At 34.8% G+C, this 20613-nt stretch carries 17 protein-coding genes, 1 pseudogene and 2 other annotated features (1 of these 20 running past the window's edge); of the genes and pseudogenes, 16 read left to right on the plus strand and 2 right to left on the minus strand.

From position 1 onward, the window contains the following. Window positions 1-7: 7 nt before the first annotated feature. Window positions 8-1180 carry a galactokinase gene (locus ACS127_RS07620; protein WP_440897824.1) on the minus strand — a complete coding sequence of 391 codons (1173 nt, stop codon included), beginning with the start codon at window positions 1178-1180 and terminating at the stop codon, window positions 8-10. Between the two features lie 318 nt (window positions 1181-1498). On the opposite strand from ACS127_RS07620, the gene ACS127_RS07625 reads away from it, so the two are divergent. The 15 genes and pseudogenes from ACS127_RS07625 (at window position 1499) to ACS127_RS07695 (ending at window position 18890) form a co-directional block, all read left to right on the plus strand. Next, entirely contained in the window at window positions 1499-2506 is a 1008-nt protein-coding gene (locus tag ACS127_RS07625; RefSeq protein ID WP_440897825.1) for an extracellular solute-binding protein, read from the plus strand. A gap of 39 nt (window positions 2507-2545) precedes the next feature. Beyond that, window positions 2546-3643 (plus strand): ABC transporter ATP-binding protein, encoded by a 1098-nt coding sequence (locus ACS127_RS07630; protein WP_440897826.1) that lies wholly within the window; start codon window positions 2546-2548, stop codon window positions 3641-3643. Beyond that, the gene (locus tag ACS127_RS07635; RefSeq protein ID WP_440897827.1) at window positions 3633-5285 is read left to right on the plus strand and encodes an ABC transporter permease; all 1653 of its coding nucleotides are present in this window, start codon (window positions 3633-3635) and stop codon (window positions 5283-5285) included. The genes ACS127_RS07630 and ACS127_RS07635 overlap by 11 nt, the downstream gene beginning before the upstream one ends. Window positions 5286-5340: 55 nt before the next feature. After that, window positions 5341-7038 carry a sensor histidine kinase gene (locus ACS127_RS07640; RefSeq protein ID WP_440897828.1) on the plus strand — a complete coding sequence of 566 codons (1698 nt, stop codon included), beginning with the start codon at window positions 5341-5343 and terminating at the stop codon, window positions 7036-7038. Then, window positions 7031-7822, plus strand: coding sequence for a response regulator transcription factor (locus ACS127_RS07645; protein ID WP_440897829.1), 792 nt, complete (start codon window positions 7031-7033; stop codon window positions 7820-7822). The genes ACS127_RS07640 and ACS127_RS07645 overlap by 8 nt, the downstream gene beginning before the upstream one ends. A gap of 25 nt (window positions 7823-7847) precedes the next feature. Next, window positions 7848-8534, plus strand: a complete 687-nt coding sequence (locus tag ACS127_RS07650) for an N-acetylmannosamine-6-phosphate 2-epimerase (protein WP_440897830.1) — start codon at window positions 7848-7850, stop codon at window positions 8532-8534. A 777-nt stretch (window positions 8535-9311) separates the two neighbouring features. After that, window positions 9312-11219 (plus strand): BglG family transcription antiterminator, encoded by a 1908-nt coding sequence (locus ACS127_RS07655; protein ID WP_440897831.1) that lies wholly within the window; start codon window positions 9312-9314, stop codon window positions 11217-11219. A 12-nt stretch (window positions 11220-11231) separates the two neighbouring features. Next, entirely contained in the window at window positions 11232-11705 is a 474-nt protein-coding gene (locus tag ACS127_RS07660; RefSeq protein WP_440897832.1) for a PTS sugar transporter subunit IIA, read from the plus strand. A gap of 13 nt (window positions 11706-11718) precedes the next feature. Continuing rightward, on the plus strand, window positions 11719-12033 hold the full coding sequence (locus ACS127_RS07665) for a PTS fructose transporter subunit IIB (RefSeq protein ID WP_440897833.1): 315 nt from the start codon (window positions 11719-11721) through the stop codon (window positions 12031-12033). A gap of 26 nt (window positions 12034-12059) precedes the next feature. Further along, window positions 12060-13109, plus strand: a complete 1050-nt coding sequence (locus ACS127_RS07670) for a PTS fructose transporter subunit IIC (RefSeq protein ID WP_440897834.1) — start codon at window positions 12060-12062, stop codon at window positions 13107-13109. A gap of 528 nt (window positions 13110-13637) precedes the next feature. Next, window positions 13638-14921 carry a class II D-tagatose-bisphosphate aldolase non-catalytic subunit gene (locus ACS127_RS07675; protein ID WP_440897835.1) on the plus strand — a complete coding sequence of 428 codons (1284 nt, stop codon included), beginning with the start codon at window positions 13638-13640 and terminating at the stop codon, window positions 14919-14921. Between the two features lie 293 nt (window positions 14922-15214). Then, window positions 15215-15298 (plus strand): annotated as a pseudogene (locus tag ACS127_RS07680) (hypothetical protein); the annotation flags it as partial. A gap of 77 nt (window positions 15299-15375) precedes the next feature. Then, the gene (locus tag ACS127_RS07685; protein ID WP_440897836.1) at window positions 15376-16074 is read left to right on the plus strand and encodes an HAD family hydrolase; all 699 of its coding nucleotides are present in this window, start codon (window positions 15376-15378) and stop codon (window positions 16072-16074) included. A 269-nt stretch (window positions 16075-16343) separates the two neighbouring features. Beyond that, window positions 16344-17792 carry a glycoside hydrolase family 1 protein gene (locus ACS127_RS07690; RefSeq protein WP_440897837.1) on the plus strand — a complete coding sequence of 483 codons (1449 nt, stop codon included), beginning with the start codon at window positions 16344-16346 and terminating at the stop codon, window positions 17790-17792. Window positions 17793-18092: 300 nt separating this feature from the next. Further along, window positions 18093-18890: a LysM peptidoglycan-binding domain-containing protein gene (locus ACS127_RS07695; RefSeq protein WP_440897838.1), complete on the plus strand. Its 798-nt coding sequence runs from the start codon at window positions 18093-18095 to the stop codon at window positions 18888-18890. A gap of 44 nt (window positions 18891-18934) precedes the next feature. On the opposite strand, the gene ACS127_RS07700 is transcribed toward ACS127_RS07695, so the two are convergent. Then, window positions 18935-19066, minus strand: a complete 132-nt coding sequence (locus ACS127_RS07700; protein ID WP_440897839.1) for a hypothetical protein — start codon at window positions 19064-19066, stop codon at window positions 18935-18937. A gap of 101 nt (window positions 19067-19167) precedes the next feature. Here ACS127_RS07700 and ACS127_RS07705 point away from each other — a divergent pair, with 101 nt between their 5' ends. Continuing rightward, a complete protein-coding gene (locus tag ACS127_RS07705; protein ID WP_440897840.1) occupies window positions 19168-19716 on the plus strand; it encodes a 3-dehydroquinate synthase II in 549 nt (182 codons plus the stop codon). A gap of 450 nt (window positions 19717-20166) precedes the next feature. Next, window positions 20167-20417, plus strand: a binding site (T-box leader). 100 nt (window positions 20418-20517) lie between these two features. Further along, window positions 20518-20613: a binding site (T-box leader), on the plus strand (it continues 138 nt past the right edge of the window).

Below are 20613 nucleotides of genomic sequence, written 5' to 3' on the forward strand. Positions count from 1 at the left end.
GCCCTCCTTATAATTTTAACTCTTTTGCTCCGTCGCCAATTGTAGCTTGGTAAAATGTAGGTGAATAGCCGACTTTACTTGTGTAAACGTCTGTGATATTTTTCTCGATTTGGTCAACTTTATTTTTATCAACTAACGCAATAGCACATCCACCAAATCCAGCACCAGTCATTCGAGCACCTAACACACCATCTTGTTCCCAAGCTGTTTGAACAAGCGTATCTAATTCAACGCCTGTTACTTCATAATCATATTGAAGGGATAAGTGAGATTCATTTAATAGTTGACCAAAACCAACTAAATCATCAGCCTGTAATTTAGCAAGCGCATCTTTAGTCCGTTGGTTTTCATAAACGGCATGCTTGGCGCGTTTGCGTACAACTTCATTGCTGATTAAATGTTTATTTGTTTCAAATTGATCGATTGATAATTCGCCAAGACTTTTGATTGGGAGTTGAGTTTGTAAGTCTTTTAAAGCATGCTCGCATTCGCTTCTTCTTTCATTATACTTAGATTCCGCTAGTTCGCGTCGTTTGTTTGTGTTTATGATCATAATAACATAGTTACCAAGTTCGATAGGTGCATATTGATAGTCTAATGTATCACAATCTAGCAGAATAGCATGATTTTTCTTACCCATTCCAATAGCAAATTGATCCATGATGCCACTATTGACACCAATATATTTATTTTCAACTTGTTGGCCAATCTTGACCATATCAATACGATCAATATCTAATTGATAGAGTGATTCAAGCAAGACGCCTGTGACTAATTCAATCGAAGCAGACGATGATAATCCGGCTGCGTTAGGAATATTGCCATAATATAAAACGTCAAAACCATGGCTGAGTTCGAATCCCGCTTTGATAAAGAAATCAACCATGCCTTTAGGATAATTCGCCCAGTTATCATCTTTTTGATAATTTAAATCATCAAGTGTGACAGTGATCATTCCCTTTTCCTTTAAATTAATTGAATAAAATTGAATCGTTCGATCCTCTCGTTTAGCAGCTACGGCATATGTTCCGAAAGAAATGGAAGCAGGGAAGACATAGCCGCCATTATAATCTGTATGCTCTCCAATCAGATTAATTCGACCCGGAGCAAAAAAGGTATGCACTTCGTTTTTGGGCTGATAGAGCTCAATAAACTTATCGATCAATGTTTGTTCATTCATGTTTATACCCTCCTGATTAATTAAATTAATTTATTAACTAAAATTATAGTATCATGGATAATCAGACTTAGCAATAAGATAATGTCGTTTTTCAAAATAAATAATAGCGCTTGCAAGAATGAATGTAATTATAAGATTGATTGTACATGTCATTCTTGGTTTTTTTATTCTTTTATCATTAAAAAATATTAAATTTATAACAATATAAGATAATTTTTTCTGTGTTGAATATTGGACAAAGTCGTTAAATAATGGCATTGAAACCGCTGTCATATCTATATATACTGAAACCATTAAAGATTAAGGAGGCTTTTACAATTGAAAAAAATCACGTATTTATTGTTAGGGATAATGTTATTAGTTGTATTAGGTGCATGTAGTTCTGGAGAAGAGGATGAAAATACACTTGTTATTTATTCTCCAAATAGTGAAGATATCATAAATACAATTATTCCAATGTTTGAGCAGGAAACGGGTATTGAGGTTGAACTTGTATCAGCTGGCGCAGGAGAATTAATTAAACGAGTAGAGACAGAAGCGGAAAATCCATATGGAGATATTCTTTTTGGAGCTATTAGGAAAGGGGAAAATCCTGACTTAATTCAAGAATATGTTTCTGCAAATGATACAGAAATGTTAGAACAGCATAAAAATTATCAAGATTTGTATACACCATATATTACAAATGGAAGTGTTTTAATTGTCAATACAGATTTAATTGGTGATATCAAGGTAGAAGGTTATGAGGACTTACTTAATCCAGAATTAAAAGGAAAGATATCGGCAGCAGATCCTGCATCCTCTAGTTCAGCCTTTGCACAATTAACAAATATGTTGCTAGCAATGGGTGGTGACTACACTTCAGATGAAGGATGGGATTATGTGAGTGAACTTGTTGAAAATTTAGATGGCAGAGTTGCAAGTGGTTCAGGAGCTGTCCATAAAAGTGTTGCCGATGGTGAATATGTAGTAGGACTAACATATGAGGATCCGGCCTTAGCCTATGTTAGAGATGGTGCACCAGTTGAAGTCATATATCCAAAAGAAGGCACTGTATTTTTAGATTCGACGGTTAATATAATAAAAGGTGCTAAAAATTTGGACAATGCAAGGGAATTTGTGGATTTTGTTATTTCTGAACAAGCTCAAGAAGCATTTGGTAGTGAATTAACAAATCGCCCTTTGCGTGAGAATGTTGAATTAGGTGAAGGTATGATAGATATGGATGATATTTATACGATTGAGGAAGATGAAGAGTATGTAAGAGAGCATAAAAATGATATTGTAGACACATACAAGAATGTATTCATGGAAGCCCAAGAATAACTGTATAAATATATTATTGAGTACAAAAGGAGAATAATTGTGAGTGTAACTATCAGTTTTAACGACATAGTAAAGAAATATAATGATAAGACTGTTATTTCTGGGCTGTCTCTTGACATCAAAAAGGGTGAGTTTTTCACTCTTTTGGGTCCTTCAGGATGTGGAAAAACGACGTTATTGAGAATGATTGCCGGATTTAATAGTATTGAGGGCGGTGACATTTCATTTGGTGAAAAAGTAATGAATCTAATTACGCCTCAGTATAGAAATATCGGAATGGTATTTCAAAACTATGCTATTTTTCCAAATTTAGATGTAAAAAATAATGTAGGATTTGGATTGAAAAATAAAAAGCTAGCAAAAGATGAAATCGAAAAGAGAGTGGACAATATCTTAGATATTGTACAAATAAGCCAATTTAAAAATACGATGCCAGAAAACCTTTCTGGTGGGCAACAACAAAGAATTGCTCTGGCACGTGCTATTGTTATAGAACCCAATGTGTTATTAATGGATGAGCCTCTTTCAAATTTAGATGCCAAGTTGCGAATTGATATGCGTGAGGCAATTAAGGAAATTCAATCAAAAATAGGAATCACCACTGTTTATGTAACACATGATCAAGAGGAAGCGATGGCTATTTCTGATCGAATTGCGGTTATGAATACAGGCATAATCCAACAAGTGGGAACACCAAGAGAAATCTATCAAAAGCCATCTAATATATTTGTTGCAAGTTTTATTGGACGAACTAATATTTTAAAACGTTCATTAAGATCAGAAAATGGTAAGACAGTACTGGTAATGCATGACGATTATCAATTGGATATGAGCAATATTCCTCCACAGCAGAGAGAAACAGTAAAAGTCTCTATTCGTCCAGAGGAATTTGCGATTAGTCAGACACAAGAAGGTATTCCGGGTGTAATCCAACAGAGTGTTTTTTTAGGTCTGAATGTTCATTATACAGTTAAATTACAGACGAAAGAATCTGTAGAAGTTATAGAAGAGGCAACGCTAGGTGAACCACTTGAGCCTGAAACAAATGTAAGATTGTTGATCAAAAAGGAAAAAATAAATTTATTCGACGATGAGAGCGAGAGGAATATTTTGGAGGATGATTCCTATGCAAAATAACGAGGCCTTCAAAAAGGATATATGGAGTGTAATTACAGTAGGAATTATTATCTTATACGCTCTTGTACTTATGCTGCCATTGTTTACGCTTTTGAAAGAGAGTGTCATTAAAGATGGTGGATTCTCACTTGCTTACTTTAGTGAGTTTTTTGATAAGAAATATTATTATGGAACATTGTTTAACAGCTTGAGGGTAACTGTTGCTGTTACTCTTTCTTCCTTAATTCTTGCTACGCCGTTAGCTTATATTATGACTACATTTAAGATAAAGGGAAAATTATATCTGCAAATCTTAATCCTTATATCTTCAATGGCACCACCATTTATTGGAGCCTATGCTTGGATCTTATTAATGGGGAGAAATGGTGTAGTGACCAATTTCCTTAGTGATATATTCCATATTACCATGCCGGATATTTATGGCTTTACGGGAATCTTAATTGTATTAACATTACAATTAACTCCATTAATTTATATGTTTATGATGGGGGCGTTTAAAAGTATTGATAATTCATTGATAGAAGCAGCAGAAAGCATGGGGTATACTGGTTTTAAAAAGATTTGGCTAGTCATCATGCCACTAATGGTTCCTACGATACTAGCAGGTTCATTGCTTGTATTTATGCGGGCTTTAGCTGACTTTGGTACCCCAATGTTGATTGGTGAAGGATTTCAGACATTGCCTGTGTTAATTTTTAATGAGTTTACTAGTGAAATGGGCGGTGATTCTGGTTTTGCTGCTGCGATTAGTGTCATTGTCGTTATCCTTGCTTTAACCATTTTTCTCCTGCAAAAATTTATAACAAACAAAAAATCCTTTTCAATGAGTGCTCTTCATCCTATTAAGGAGAAGAAACAATCAGGGATTAAGAATGTGTTGGCTCACATGTTTGTATATGGTTATTTAGCACTAGCTATCTTGCCACAGCTTTATGTAGTGTATACCGCATTTCAAAAAACCTCTGGGCGTATCTTTGTGCCTGGTTATTCGTTAGATAGCTTTAGAACCGCATTTGCACGTTCTGGTGACACAATTGTGAATACTTTTACTTTAGGTTTAGTAGCCTTATTCTTTGTTGTGGTGATTGCGATTTTAGTTGCCTATGTGACGGTAAGACGACGCAGTACGATCACTAATGGTTTGGACATTATTTCGATGATACCATATATTGTACCTGGGTCTGTATTAGGTGTAGCTTTATTACTAGGCTTCAACAGCAGACCACTTCTTTTAAGTGGTACAGCCGCAATTATTGTTATTGCTTTTGTTATTAGGAGGCTACCATATACGATTCGTTCCAGTGCAGCGATTATTCATCAAATTAGTCCAAATATAGAGGAAGCGGCTGCCAGTTTGGGATCTTCCAATCTCAAAACATTTTTTAAAATTACATTGCCAATGATGCTTCCAGGAGTCATTTCTGGCGCTATTCTTAGTTGGGTTACAATTATTAGTGAGTTAAGTACATCAGTATTGCTATATACCACTAATACGCGTACGATGACTATTGGAGTATACACAGAAGTTATTCGTGGTAACTATGGTGTAGCAGCCGCGTTATCTACTATATTAATTGTAATTACAGTTATTTCACTTTTGGTTTTCTTTAAATTAACAGGTAAGAAGGAAGTTTCTTTGTAGTGTAACAGAATCATTATGAAAAAATACAGTTGATATTTAAGGGGGCGACTCTATATTGAAAGGGAAAAGCTTCAAAGAAGCCACAAAACATCTTTTTCTTAAATATACAGTCATCCCTATTTTAATATTGATTGTCTTATTTACCCTATTTACAGTTATTATTTTTCATTTGAAGGCGGTATATGATGCCAAACAAGCTGGACGACAAATAAGTGAGAGTATTGAAGCTGTTTATAAGTCATATCAAGAAGAGATAAAACGGATGACATCAGCTTCTGCAGTATTGGAAAGTTTACAGTCACATAGTAATATCAATCTAGTTTATGAGGAATTTTATAACTTTAATAATAGTCAAGAAGTAAAAAGTAACTTTTATTTAATTGATAGGCAAGATGTGTTTGTAGCTGACAGTAATAAATCAAACGATGAAGCAAATGAAGATATTTTAAAAAATGTAGTTCCTCGACTTGAGAAAGATCCAGATCAATTGTTAACCTCTGTGGAAAAAATGAATTTTTCACATGGGCAGCTTTCTTCTATGACCATAGGGAAGGCTGTAAAACAGGATGACCAAATTATTGGTTATTTGGTGTATAAACTATATGAAGAGGATTTTCAACACTTGATTTTTGGAGAGAAGACAGATATTGCTGTTGTTACAGATGCGTATAATCGCATCGTTGTGACTTCTAATGAAATTGTACGAGGTTTGATGAACAAATTCCAGCCTGAAAGACTGTCTAAATCGAAAATTCAAATAAAAAATGATACTTACTATATGAATCAAACAGAATCAGCAGACAACACCTTTCGTATCTATACATTAAACAATACAGAAATAGATAAAGTAGTGCTAATTCTATATTTTATATTTATAGGGATTACTTGTTCTTTCCTATTTATACTGCTTCGGGTATTAGCAGAAAAGATGTCCAGACAAAATGCTGAGTCGATTGATAAGTTATTAATTGCGGTTGACCAATTAAAAAAAGGTGATTTAACTTCCTATGTAGAGATACATACAGGAGATGAATTTGAGACACTGGCAAATCAATATAATACCATGCTGGATAGCTTAAATGACTTAATGAATAGAAACAGAGAACTGTCTGAGATTAGAAAAGTAAATGAAATAAAAATGTTGCAAAGTCAATTCCGCCCTCATTTTTTATTTAATGTACTGGAAACATTACGATATACGATGATAAGCAATAAAGATAAAGCACAAGACATCATTTTATCATTATCTTCTTTATTACGATATAGCATTAATCAAACAATGGAGCACGTTGTGTTGGAACAAGATTTGAACTATACGATCGATTATTTAAAATTGCATAAATTACGATTTAACGACAGGCTTCATTATACTTTTGATATCCCTGAAGAAATTAAGTATGTTTATGTACCTAAATTATTACTACAACCCATTATAGAAAATGCTATAAAATATGGTTATCAACGTCAAACTAGTTTAAATATTTGGATTAAGGCAGAAATTGCAGCGGAGCAAATCATATTTACTGTTAAAGATGATGGAAAAGGGATTGATCCTAAAAAGCTTTACGATATTCAAACGAAGAAAGAAGCAACAGAGAATAATCAGATTGGAATTGGTTTATATAATACACATCATCGGGTACGCCTGCAATATGGAGATGAATATGGTTTGTCAATTGATAGTGCTATGGGTGAAGGAACCACCGTACAAGTAACCATTCCATATGTTAAAGGGGGAGAACTCGATGTATAAAATGCTGATTGTAGAAGATGAAGATATTATTCGAGAAGGTTTAAGGTATATTTTGGATTGGACAAAGCTCCACTGTGTAGTAGTGGGTGAAGCTATAAACGGGGAAGAAGGCTTGCAAAAGATTGCAGAATTAAAGCCTGATATCGTATTGCTGGATGTTAATATGCCCTTAAAAAATGGTATTGAGATGTTAGAAGCTTGTGAAAATAGGAATTTATTTAGCACTATTATTCTTTCTGGTTATGATGATTTTAGTTATGCCAAAAAGGCTATTCAATTTGGTGTAAGTGAATATTTACTAAAACCAGTAGATCATCGTGAATTAGAAGCAGCAATAAAACGTGCAAAGGTAGCTGTGGATGCCAAGAAACAATTTCAGATTATGGAACAAAGCATAAAGACCCCAGAACAAATCAACCTTTTAAATGTAGATGTGTGGAATGAAGTGAATGATAAATCAAAGCATGTTCAACAGATGATTGCTTATATACAGGAACACTATCATGAAAAAATAAGTGTCAATGATCTAGTTGAGGAGCTTGGTATGAGTACCACATACTTAAATAAAAAGTTCAAAGAAGGTACTAGTTATACCTTCAATGATTTTTTAAATCGTTATCGAATTCAGAAGGCTATGGAACGGATTAAAACAGGCGAAGATAAAATTACTATGGTTGCTATTGAGGTAGGCTTTAGTAATTATCGATATTTTATCGATGTCTTTAAAAAGTACACTAATTTTATACCTAGTGATTTTATGACATATTTTAGTGAAAAAGAATAATTTGAACTATAGGAGAGAATGGATTATGGAAGTTTTAAAACAGTTAGAAAATAAATTAGTCGTATCATGTCAGGCATTAGAGCATGAACCGCTTCATTCTTCCTTTATTATGGGGAGAATGGCTGTTGCAGCGGTCGAAGGAGGAGCAGCAGGAATTAGATCTAATTCCGGAGTAGATATTAAAGAAATAAAGCGACAGGTGGATGTACCTGTGATTGGTTTGGTTAAGCAAAATTATCCAGACAGTGACGTGTTTATTACGGCAACATTAACCGAAATAAACGAATTAATAGAAGCGGGACCGGATATGATCGCATTAGATGCTACTTTACGTCCACGACCGAGTGGAGTTCAAACCAAAGAATTGGTCGATTATGTTAAAATGAATGCTCCTCATATTGCATTAATGGCTGATATCTCTACATCAGAAGAGGCTGCAGAAGCAGAGAAAGCGGGTTTTGATTGTGTATCTACAACCTTAGTTGGTTATACCAGAGAAACAGAAGGGCAGAATATTTTTGACCATGACTTTCGAATTTGGAAGGAAATCCATAAGACTGTGGATATTCCGGTTGTGGCAGAAGGAAAAATAGATACTCCAGAGAAGGCAGCCAAAGTATTGGAATTAGGTGCAAGCTTTGTCGTAGTAGGCAGTGCTATTACAAGACCACAATTGATTACCAAGGCATTTTACCAAGCATTAAATAAGTAAGTTAGTAATAGAGAGGGGTCTTTAGGTCCTCTCTACTTTTAAAAAAAGATCAGATTAAGCATGCTCAAAAACCTATTTAACTGTAGGATATTCTTTCTTGAAGGGTAGAAAAGAATATTAGTCACTAATTTTTTTGCTGTTCCAGAGATATGCTCCACATAAAATATATAATCCACAATGCCACAGTGCTTAGACGTTAGTATACTGAAATAAGCTCTATGCCAGTCGCTTCAAAAATACCACCTGTAAAGGTATATAAGATATGAAGAACGAGACAAACGTTGTAGCTGACCCTTTCGCTTTTGAGACGTACAGGATGTACTAATAAAGGTATTGCAACAGGATATCGCGACTTTAACTTAACAAGAGATATGTTTTCCAGCCCACTTTTGCAAAGAAAAGTACTTAGCAAAAGTGGGCTTCTTTTTATGGTCTTTGAAAACCCCTGGCTATGCCGGGGGTTCCATAGAGCTTCTAGTGTGGGCTTAAAAAAGCCTCTCTTCATGGTAAGCTAAGGTTGGTTACCAGACCACCCAAACTCACCAAAGAAGGAGGCATGTCTTACTAATAGTTCGGTGTGGGTCATTAAAATTTTATTGAGTTATTAAAGTGCAAAAACTAAACTTCAAAAATATTTTGCAACAAGTGAACAACTATGTATGATTACTTGTTGCAAAGAAATGTAATATTCAAGATTAAGTTATCTGATTATAATAACAGTATATTCTTGATAACGCTACCAATAATGAAGCATTAAATTAAGGATGTGCGTATCTTATGTTAACAAAACGACGAAAGGAATTACTTGAGCTATTAGCTACTCAAGATAGTTTTCAAACCGTAGCGTTTTTAGCAAGACAGCTAGGAGTATCAAAAAGAACGATACACTCAGAATTGAAAATAATCGAAGATTATATTCAAAGTTCAGGTAAGTACCTAGAAAAAAAGAGGGGAGTTGGGATTGCTCTTAGGGAACTTAAAGAAAACGTCCTTCCACAAGAAAATGACGAAACTACTGATTTATATAGTACTGTGACAAGGCGAATTGAAATAATGAAAATGTTGTTATTCGAGGAAAGCACGATCAGCTTCAATCATCTTTCTGAAATGTTTATAGTAAGCAAAACATCGATAATAAAAGATCTTGAATTTATCATGAAGATATTGAAAGTAGGCTCTAATATCGAGTTAAAAAGTGATATTCATGGTACTCGGATAGCGGGTAATGAGATTGACACTCAAAAGGCTTATTTACAATTCAACCGCTATTTACTTAGTAATTCAGATTTTTACTATGAAGATACTATTTCTAAAAAAATGAGCTTACTAGAACCCTATTATGGAGAAAAAATAATCACGGTTTGTTCTAATATTTTGTATAACTATATTCGCGAAAATATCAATGTTATTTCTGATTATTATGTTCAGAATGTTTTGAACATTTTCATCATACTTGTTTATAGGATTTTAAATGGAAATCATATCCGAAAAAATAAAAAAACAGAGTCATCAGATTATACATTGTTTTTTGAAGAAAGTGCAGTGAGGCTTTTGCACAGGGCAGCATTACGACTGGAATTTTCTTATACAAATGAAGATGTTAAATATTTATCACAACATTTAATATCTAACAGATTTGAGACTTTTCCAGAACAAAATATAGATAATGCAATTATAAATAGACTTTTAACACAAGTATCAGAGGCCTTGAATATTGACTTCTCCAATGATAAGAAATTAGAAGAAGAATTAAAAAACCATATTCCACCAATGATTTATCGTTTACGTTCGAACAATAAAAATGATAATCCATTTACTTCTCAAATAAAAACAGAATTTTCTCTAACCTTTAATGTCATTTGGGTTGTTCTCAGCGAATACGAAAAGGAATTAGGTATAGCATTTAATGAAGATGAAATCGCCTTTCTCACAATTTATTTCCAATCAGCAATTGAAAGGGCAAAAATAAATAGAAAAATTCTCATTGTTTGTCAGATGGGTATTGCAACATCAGAGCTTTTAATGAATCGAATTAAAAATGTCATTCCGTCTCTCGATACGATAGAAGTTGCTTCGATTTCTGAATTAGAGCATATCGATCTTAATCGATTTGACTTAATTGTTTCTACAATCAATATTGATCTACCAGGAAGAAATGTGATTTTTGTTTCACCATTTTTGACAGAAAGAGATGTTGAAAAAATTCGTGAATCTGGATATAAGCCGAGTAAAATCAATAAGATTAATTCCGTCATGACGGCGCATCATTTAAAAAAGTATACCCTTCCTGAGTTTGTATATGTAGATACAGATTTTTCGTCAAGGGAAGAGTTATTTGAAAAGGTTGGCAAAGATTTAGTTGATAAAAACTTTGTATCTTTTGATTTTGTTCCCAGCCTTATTAAAAGAGAAGAACTAGGAGGAACAGATTTGCCTTTTGGGGTAGCTGTTCCGCATGGTAATCCAATGCAAGTTAATCATACAGTAGTTGCTATTGTAAAGAACAAAAAGAAATTTAAATGGGATACATACTATGTGGATATTGTTTTTCTGATCTGTATTTCTAGAGAGGATACGCTACAGACGAGAAGGATTTTATCAGATATCTATAACATAGTAGACGATGCTCAAATGTTAAAGCAAATGAGAGAGAAATCCTCTAAAAAAGCTTTGTTGGAAACTTAGGGAGTGGGTAAAATGGGAAAAACACAAGCAGACAGTAGAAAAGTCATCTCACCTGAAATGATTTTCCTAGATAATGAATTTGAGGGCCAAGATGAAGTCATAAAATTTATTGTTCATCAGGCGAAAGCTAATGGGTATGTAAAAAATGAGGAACTTCTTTATCAGGTGGTAAAAAAACGTGAGGAGGAAATATCTACAGCGATTGGGTATTCCATAGCTATTCCACATGGGAAAACTGATACAGTTGCTTATCCCTTCATCGCGTTTTTGAGAACTAATCATGAGATTCAATGGACAGAACAGAATGAGGAAATGATTCGTTTGATTTTTCTTATTGGCGTACCTAAAGAAAGTGAAAATACGTTACATCTAAGATTTATATCTCAATTAAGTCAGAAATTATTAGAAGACGAATTTAGAGGAAAGTTATTACAAGAAAATGATAAAAAACAAATATTTGAACAGTTAAATTCAATTGAAATTTAAGGAGGAAAACAAAATGAAAGTAGTGGCAGTAACCGCATGTCCAACTGGGATTGCTCACACGTATATGGCACAAAAGGCAATTGAAAAAGAATGCCAGAAAAGAGGACATGACGTAAAAGTAGAAACTCAAGGAAGTATGGGAATTGAAAATGAATTAGAACAAGAAGAAGTAGATCAGGCAGATGTTGTCATCTTAGCTATCGCAATTGGTATTGATGGGGAAGAGCGTTTTGAAGAAAAAGAAGCTGAAGGTAAGATTATTACTGTTGATCCAGGAGAAGCAATCAAGCATCCTACTGAAATCCTTGATAAAGCTGAAAAACTATAATTCTTAAAAAGGGAGAAAAGTGCAAAATGAAAAAGGAGAACAAGTTCTTTAAAGATTTGCAGAAAGCATTTAATACAGGTGTTTCATTTATGTTGCCGGCAGTTGTAGTCGGAGGGATTTTTCTAGCTGTTTCTTTAGCTACAGGAACCGCCACAGATAGTGGGATGGAAGTAACCAATCCTTTTATGGAGAATTTGCTAGACTTAGGTTCTGCAGGATTTGCTATGATGATTCCCCTACTTTCTGGATATATTGCTAATTCTCTTGCTGGTAAACCAGCGTTAGCACCGGCAATGATATTGGGCTATGTGGCGAATAATCCAATTGGTTCAGGGCAAGTACAGACCGGTTTCTTAGGTGCAATGATTATGGGAGTTGCTGTTGGTTATTTTGTTCGTTGGTGTAAAACTTGGAAAGTACCATCAACTATTCGAACAATCATGCCTATTTTAATTGTTCCAGTGGTTACTACATTTGTTTTGGGAATGATTTATATTTATGTTATTGCCGTACCAATTGGAGCAGCAATGACTTGGTTAGTCAATGTACTGGGGGCAATGCAAGGCGGAAGTGCAATTATACTTGGATTAATTATTGGTGCAATGACGGCAGTAGATATGGGGGGACCTATTAATAAAACGGCGACAGCTTTTACTATCGCTTTAATGGCTGAGGGAATTTACGCTCCAAATGGCGCACACCGTATTGCTGTTGCAATCCCTCCATTAGCCATGGCGATTTCTACATTTATTGATCGCAAAAAGTATACATCTGAAGATAAAGATTTGGGGATTTCCGCATTTTTTATGGGTCTGATTGGAATTACTGAGGGCGCAATTCCATTTGCTGTAAAGGATATTAAGCGTGTGCTTCCAGCAATTATTATAGGTAGTGCTGTTGGTGGCGCATTAGGAATGTTGAATGGAGTGGAGGCTTTAGTTCCCCATGGGGGTTTAGTTATTTTACCAGTAGTCAATGGAAAGCTATGGTTCTTTTTAGCGATGCTCATTGGAACTCTAGTATCTGTAGCTATACTTCACTTTACTAAACCCAATTTAGATGATTTAGAAAAATAACATGATGTATTATAGATAAATTATATTAGAGGATGTTCAAAAGATCCAGTAACAATGACATATTAGGTTAATCAAACTTTTTCTGAGAATGTCTTTGCCCTATAAGGAACGAAGAAGTACAACTTCTGGGAGAGACTCGGTGGCGAAAGCGGAACTTCTGTTAAAAATCATCTATGATCTAGAAGGTTCGAGTTTAACTTTCTGGATCCTTTTCATCCTCTTTTTTGAACACATATGATTAATTCTGAATGATTCAACACGTAATATGAAGTGAATGATTAGCCTTTGTCTAATAGATTTTCCATCGCTTGTCTTAATAGGGTGAATGAATTAGGCATCAAGTCAGCTGAAGATATCAAGGTTCTAATGGGAAGAGAATGAACTAAAGAACCCCTTAGATAAATGACCTTGGCTTGATCAAGGTAGCTGAAGGTAGGCAAAGTTCGTCACAACCTGGGACTGGGATTACCAATGTTGTTAGATTAATAAAATTTATGGAAAAAATAAAAAATGGGAGCTGACCTAAAGATGAATAAATTACCAATAAAAACAGTTGTTAAAAATTTATTATCACTACAAGAAACAGGTGAAAGTGCCACAATATTAGGAATTGGACCTATGTCAAAAAACTGTGTGCAAGCAACGCTGGAGCTATCTAAGGAAGATGATTATCCAGTCATGTTTATTGCTAGCCGAAATCAAGTAGATGCGGATGAACTAGGTGGGGGTTATGTTAATGGATGGAATCAGTTTACATTTGCCAAAGCGGTAGAAGAAGTTGCAGAAGCAATCGATTATGACAATTTATATTACTTATGTCGAGACCATGGAGGACCTTGGCAGCGGGACAAGGAACGAAATGATCATTTGCCAACTGATGTAGCCATGGAATTGGGAAAGAAATCTTATCTGGCAGATATTGAAGCAGGATTTGATTTATTAATGATTGACCCAACTAAGGACCCATTCGAGGTGGGCAAAGTCATTCCTTTGGATATTGTTTTGGAACGTACAGTTGAACTTATTGAGTTTTGTGAGAAAGAACGTAAAGCTAGAAATTTACCTGAGATTGGCTATGAAGTAGGTACGGAAGAAACAAATGGAGGTCTCACATCTACCGAAACATATGAAACATTTATTTTACGCTTGAAAGATGAACTTGAGAAACGTAACTTACCTATGCCGACATTTATTGTTGGACAAACGGGAACCTTAATTCGGAAAACAGAACAAATGGGGACGTTTAATTTCAAAAATGCATATGACTTAGCCCAGATGGCCAAACAGTATGATGTTGGTTTAAAAGAGCATAATGGTGATTATTTAGATGATGTGACTTTATTAGAGCACATCCCATCTCAAGTTACTGCAACGAATATTGCACCACAATACGGAACAGAAGAAACACGCGCCTATTTGAATCTGGCAGCAGTTGAAGAAAAACTAGTAGAATATGGTCTAGTTACAGAACCATCAAATACGCGTGAGGCGCTCTTGATCCATGCAATCAAAAGTGAACGTTGGAGAAAGTGGATGGTAGGTGAACAAAAAGAGTTAACGGTTGATCAAATTTTGGCAGCAAATGATGATCAATTACAAGCTGAAATTTTAGATATTGCTGGGCACTATACATTTAATGAAGATGAGGTTAAAGCTGAAATCGAAAAAATGTATAGTAATCTTAAAGCACATCATATTGATGGACAACGTTATGTAGTGGATCATATCAAACGTCCAATTCGTGATTATGCAGAGTGCTATAACCTTAAAGGTACTACAAGTCGAATTATAAAAGCTGCTAAAGAAGAATAAATGTGGAGCAATAACGTTATCCTCAGCTAAGACTAAGATTATTGAAACCGAAAAATTATCTAGCTGGATTATAAAATTAAGAAAAGGTATTGACTTCGATACAAAAATGATTTCTAGCAAGTATTTTTAGCCTGAGTGCTAATTAAACTTGGTTTTCATCATGCAATAATACCTGGACATTTATAAGTACATCTTTTAATAGATTTAGAGATTGTAAATTTACTGGGAGATTGAGAAGTATTAAAAAAATGGGGGCGTGAGCAGCACTAAACATTAGCTTTACTATTCCTGTTGGTGCAAGTGCTCCGGGAGAGACGGTAATTAAAAAGTATGGTTTTACAGTTGAACGAGTTGTAGAAACGTTTAATTTACTTTAAGCTAAGGGTATGATTGAGGCAAAACTATTTAGTGAATTGCCTCAATCCTTTTTTATTACTTTGTAAAGGGGGATTTTATGGAGGCAGTAATATTTGATGTAGATGATACTTTATATGATCAGCTCAAACCATTTCAGCAAGCTTTTGAGAAGAACTTTTTATTTAAGGATATACCAATAGAAGAGTTGTATGTTTATAGTAGAAAATTAAGTGATCAAGTATTCCATTTATCAGAGAGTGGTCAAATGGGTATGCAAAATATGCATATATACAGAATAAAAAAAGCGATGACCTACTTTAATAAAAAAATTTCTGATGAAGAGGCTATTTCATTTCAAAATGATTATCAACAATTCCAGCAAAAAATCCAGTTAATTCCCGATATAAAAGAGACGTTAGATTTTTGTCTATCGAAAGAGGTGAACATGGGAATTATAACAAATGGACCGATAGAACATCAGAAAAAAAAGATTCAACAATTAGAATTAGAAAAATGGATACCTAAAGACAATATACTGATTTCTTCGGAGGTGGGTGTTGCCAAACCAGATGTTGAAATTTTTCGGTTAGCAGAATCTATAATGGATCTAGATAGAAATAAAACATATTATCTTGGGGACTCTTTTGAAAATGATATTATTGGAGCGAAAAATGCTGGTTGGAAGGCAGTTTGGATTAATCGTAGGAACCGCGAGAATGCTCATCATTCAATTGAAGCAGACCACCTTATAAATGGTGATAAATCAGTATTGGAGCTTGTTCGATCAATTATTTAGAGAGACCCTTTCAAAAAAATCAGAACCAGAGTTTTATGCTCATTGAAAAATATTTATCTAGAATGAAAGAATTTGGTCCCCTATATTTACTCATAAAATGCAGATCAATGTCTTTTACTATAAGGGATAGAAAATCAAAGTCATATTAGGAAGCTAAATTACCTTTATACTAAGGTTTTAATTTTAATTTAACTTATTGGATTTGTTTGTTAATCTTATTAAGTTATAATAGTAAATGAAGTAAAGTAATTTAGTAAAGGAGTTTGATGATGGAACATAAACAACTGAAATCATTTCCGAATAATTTTTTATGGGGATCAGCCTCTGCCGCTTATCAAATTGAAGGGGCACATGACCAAGATGGTAAAGGTCCATCAGTATGGGATGTCTATACAAAGATACCAGGAACAACATTTAAAGAAACAAATGGTGATGTGGCGGTTGATCACTACAATCGCTATAAGGAAGATGTTGCGTTAATGGCCGAGCAAGGGTTAAAGGCGTATCGTTTTTCAATCGCCTGGAGCCGGCTTTTTCCTGATGGACGGGGAGAAGCTAATGAAGCAGGTTTTCAATTTTATGATGATTTAATTGATGAATTAATCAAACATAATATTGAACCTGTGGTTACTGTTTACCATTGGGATGTTCCACAAGCCCTAATGGATGCTTATGGTGCCTGGGAATCAAGAGAGATTATTGAGGATTTCAATAACTATTGTACAGCGATTTTTAAACGTTATGGTGATCGCGTTAAATATTGGGTGACGTTAAATGAGCAAAATATTTTTATTGGGCTTGGTTACCGTTCAGGAATTCACCCACCTGGAGTAAAAGATTTAAAACGGATGTATCAAGCAAATCATATAGCTAATGTTGCTAACGCAAAAGCAATTGAAACATTTCGTGGAATTGTGAAGGATGGGAAGATTGGACCGAGCTTTGCCTATAGCCCTGTTTATCCATTTGACAGCAAAGCTGAAAATGTCATCGCTGCAGAAAATGCTGAAGAAATGAATTCTCACTGGTGGATGGATATTTATGCTTGGGGTCACTATCCACAAGTTATTTGGAATTACCTTGAGGATGAAGGGCTTGCTCCAAAGGTTGAAGCAGGGGATTTTGAGCTTATGCAACGGGCAAAACCTGATTTTATGGGCTTGAATTATTATCAAACTACGACAGTTAAAGCAAATCCGCTTGATGGTGTTGGAGAAACAACTATGAATACGACTGGTAAAAAGGGTTCATCTAAAGAGTCAGGAAATCCAGGTTTATTTAAAAACGTTCAAAACCCATATTCAGAAACAACTGATTGGGATTGGACCATCGATCCTGAAGGTTTACGTATTGCCTTGCGTCGAATTGCAAACAGATATCAATTACCGATTCTAATCACTGAAAATGGATTGGGTGCTTTTGATACTTTAGAAGAAGGAGATATCGTTAATGATGATTACCGAATCGATTTTCTCGAAACGCATGCAACGGCGATTCAACGCGCAATTAGTGATGGGGTAGATGTTTTAGGTTACTGCACCTGGTCATTTACTGATTTATTAAGCTGGTTAAATGGTTATCAAAAACGTTATGGTTTTGTTTATGTTAACCGCGATGAGGATGGTCCTAAGGATTTACGCCGAATCAAGAAGAAAAGTTTCTATTGGTATAAAGAAGTGATCAAAGCAAATGCCTTAATTGATCGAAGTTCATTATAAATAAGTTAAAACTTTAATAATATTCGGATAGCATCTGGTTTAGAAATAACTAAATCAGGTGCTTTTTTTGCTTATATATCCAAAAGGAATCTTTTAAAAAATAAATAACAAAAACTAAAATAAAAGAAAAAGTGTAAAGAAAATAACAATCGGATGTATAAAAATATGATTTATTGCCCCACAATGACAAATGTAACAAGAAGTCGCATTATTTTTATTAACCTTTAATTGTTTTGTAACCTACAATGTTTAGTTTTGTATTAAGATGAAGACTGCTTATTAAAAAGGAGGCAATAAAAAATGAAGAAGATGGTTATGTCGTTATTTTCATTAACAGTTATGTCGACAGTTATACCAGGAACACTTCATGCACAAGAATATCAAGTTGAATCGGGTGATAGTCTATGGAAAATTGCCAATGACTATGACACAACGATTACATCACTGTATGATTTAAATGAGCTTGATTCTGATTTTATTTATCCAGGACAAGTTCTTCAAGTAGAGGAAGAAGAGATCATTCATAAAATTGAGCGAGGGGATACATTGTATGCCTTAGCTAAAGAATATCAGGTTACAGTTCTAGACTTAATGAACTGGAATGAACTTGCTTCAGATCTTATTGTTGTAGGAAATGAATTGGTTATCTATCCAAATGCTGAGGCTGTTGATAATGCCGATGAAGAAGAACCGGCACAAACCGCATCAGCTCCAGTGGATACGGAACAATCTCAATCAAGTGCTGAAGAGGAACAGGAACCAGCACAAGTAAGTTCTGAAGACGAACAACCGCAAGAACAGTCAGATGAGATGACCTTATCGATGACAGCAACAGCTTATACCGCTGAATGTGAAGGCTGTACGGGCATTACTGCGACAGGATTGGATTTAAATGAAGATCGAAATATGAAAGTTGTTGCAGTTGATCCATCTGTTATTCCGTTAGGAACAAGAGTACATGTTGAAGGATACGGTGAAGCAATTGCTGGTGATGTAGGTGGTGCGATTAAAGGAAACAAAATTGATATTCATGTCCCAACGAAGGAAGAAGCTCAAAGCTGGGGCGTGCGTGAAGTAAGTGTCACAATTTTAGAATAAAGTGCATGAAAAAAAGAGCAAAGATTTTATATCTTGCTCTTTTTTTAACTATTAATTTCATAGTTTAATGCTTGTTCTTCAATCTTAACATCCATATCAGCATCATCTTGTAAGACTCCGATTAAGCCAAAAGCAATAATCAAAAGTAAAAACAAAACTATTAATCCTTTTCTCACTAGTCTTTCCCCCTGCATATTTGTCAAACCACTCCATATTGTATATCATATTAATCAATTAGAAAAGTACTAAGTATTGGTATTTTGAAAGGAAGTTAAACATGGTAGAATTTGAAACAGCAAAAGTGATAGAAATCACATCAATGGGTGAAGGAACTCGAGTTTGTTTAGATCTAATTGATGAGTTAGATCCATTAGAGGGTGTTCTAATTGGTAACACTGGATCAGGCTATTTAATGGCTGTATCGGAAAATCGATCAACAGATACTTATCCTCCACGTCCGTTTCGGATTAATGCTGGTGCTTATCATCATTATGTCTTGTTAGATGAAGAGAAAACAGACTATTTAGCAGAAATGAGGCCGGGAATGAAAATTCCTGTTTGGAAGGATAATAATATGCGTCTTGTGCCTATTGGCCGCGTAAAAATGGAAAAGAGATCGTTTATCCGAATTGTCTGTCAAGAGCTAAAGACAAATCAAGAAATATCTGTAACAGTCCAAGAGGCTGATAGTGTTCACTTATTGGGCGCAGATCAAACGGCAAAATCAGCTATCAGTTTGACAATTGGTGATGAACTTATCTGTTATCCAGATGAACCAGGCCGTCATTTAGGCGAAAAAATTATTGAAGAAATTACGGAAAAATAATGAATGTTAGAAAATTCACCGCAGATTGGCGAATTATTTGTATTTACGAAAAGTTGTTTGTTGCTTAGAGAAGTTACAGGTATTGATCATAATATAATTGCTGGTTGATAAAAAGTATCACGGCAATTACTCATCTTATTGAAAAGATTTGAGGTGTTGTTGGCATGACAATGTCTTGGGGTGCGATTACTCATCTCGCCAAACAGGTTTGGGACTGGGACTGCGGTTACTCGTCCCATCGTAGACATTTGTGATGACTCACCTCAACGAAAAAATTATACGTTAAAAACTCCTTACTGAACGAAGTTTCACTTTATAGAACGTAGCTTGGAAATTACGGGAGTTGTCCTGAAAGCTCTTATTAGGATTGATGACGGATTTTTCAGAAAATTTACTTAATTGTGTTGACATCTGCTAATCAGCATACTATGATAGTAAACAACAAATAATCATTCTGCGTTGAAAAAGAGGAGTAGCTTATTTTTTTACGAAAGAGAGCTAGTGGTTGGTGTAAACTAGTGTAAAGAATTAAGTGAATGGGCTTTTGAGCAGTCAAACTAAACGGCTCTATGCTTAGTAAGCTTTGACGGAGGTTGTTTCACCGTTATCCAAGAAACAGCGATTAATCAGTTATTGATCCGATCGTTTAGTGAGCATATGATGCTAATCAAGGTGGTACCACGGGTTCTCTCGTCCTTTATGGAATGAGAGAGCCCTTTTTTGATGGAAAAAGTTATTCAACCACAAGTGCCTTTCAGCAGAGCTGAAAGATCACACCCATGTTATTTACCAATAAAATAACCAAAATCGATGATGTAAGAGGAGTAAGCTTTCCGATTTGTTATTAAAGAGAGCTGAGGTTGCTGAGAACTCAGTATAACAACGAAGCTGAATGGA

The organism is Amphibacillus sp. Q70 (assembly GCF_052055485.1).
In the GTDB taxonomy this organism is placed as follows: Bacteria; Bacillota; Bacilli; order Bacillales; family Amphibacillaceae; genus Amphibacillus.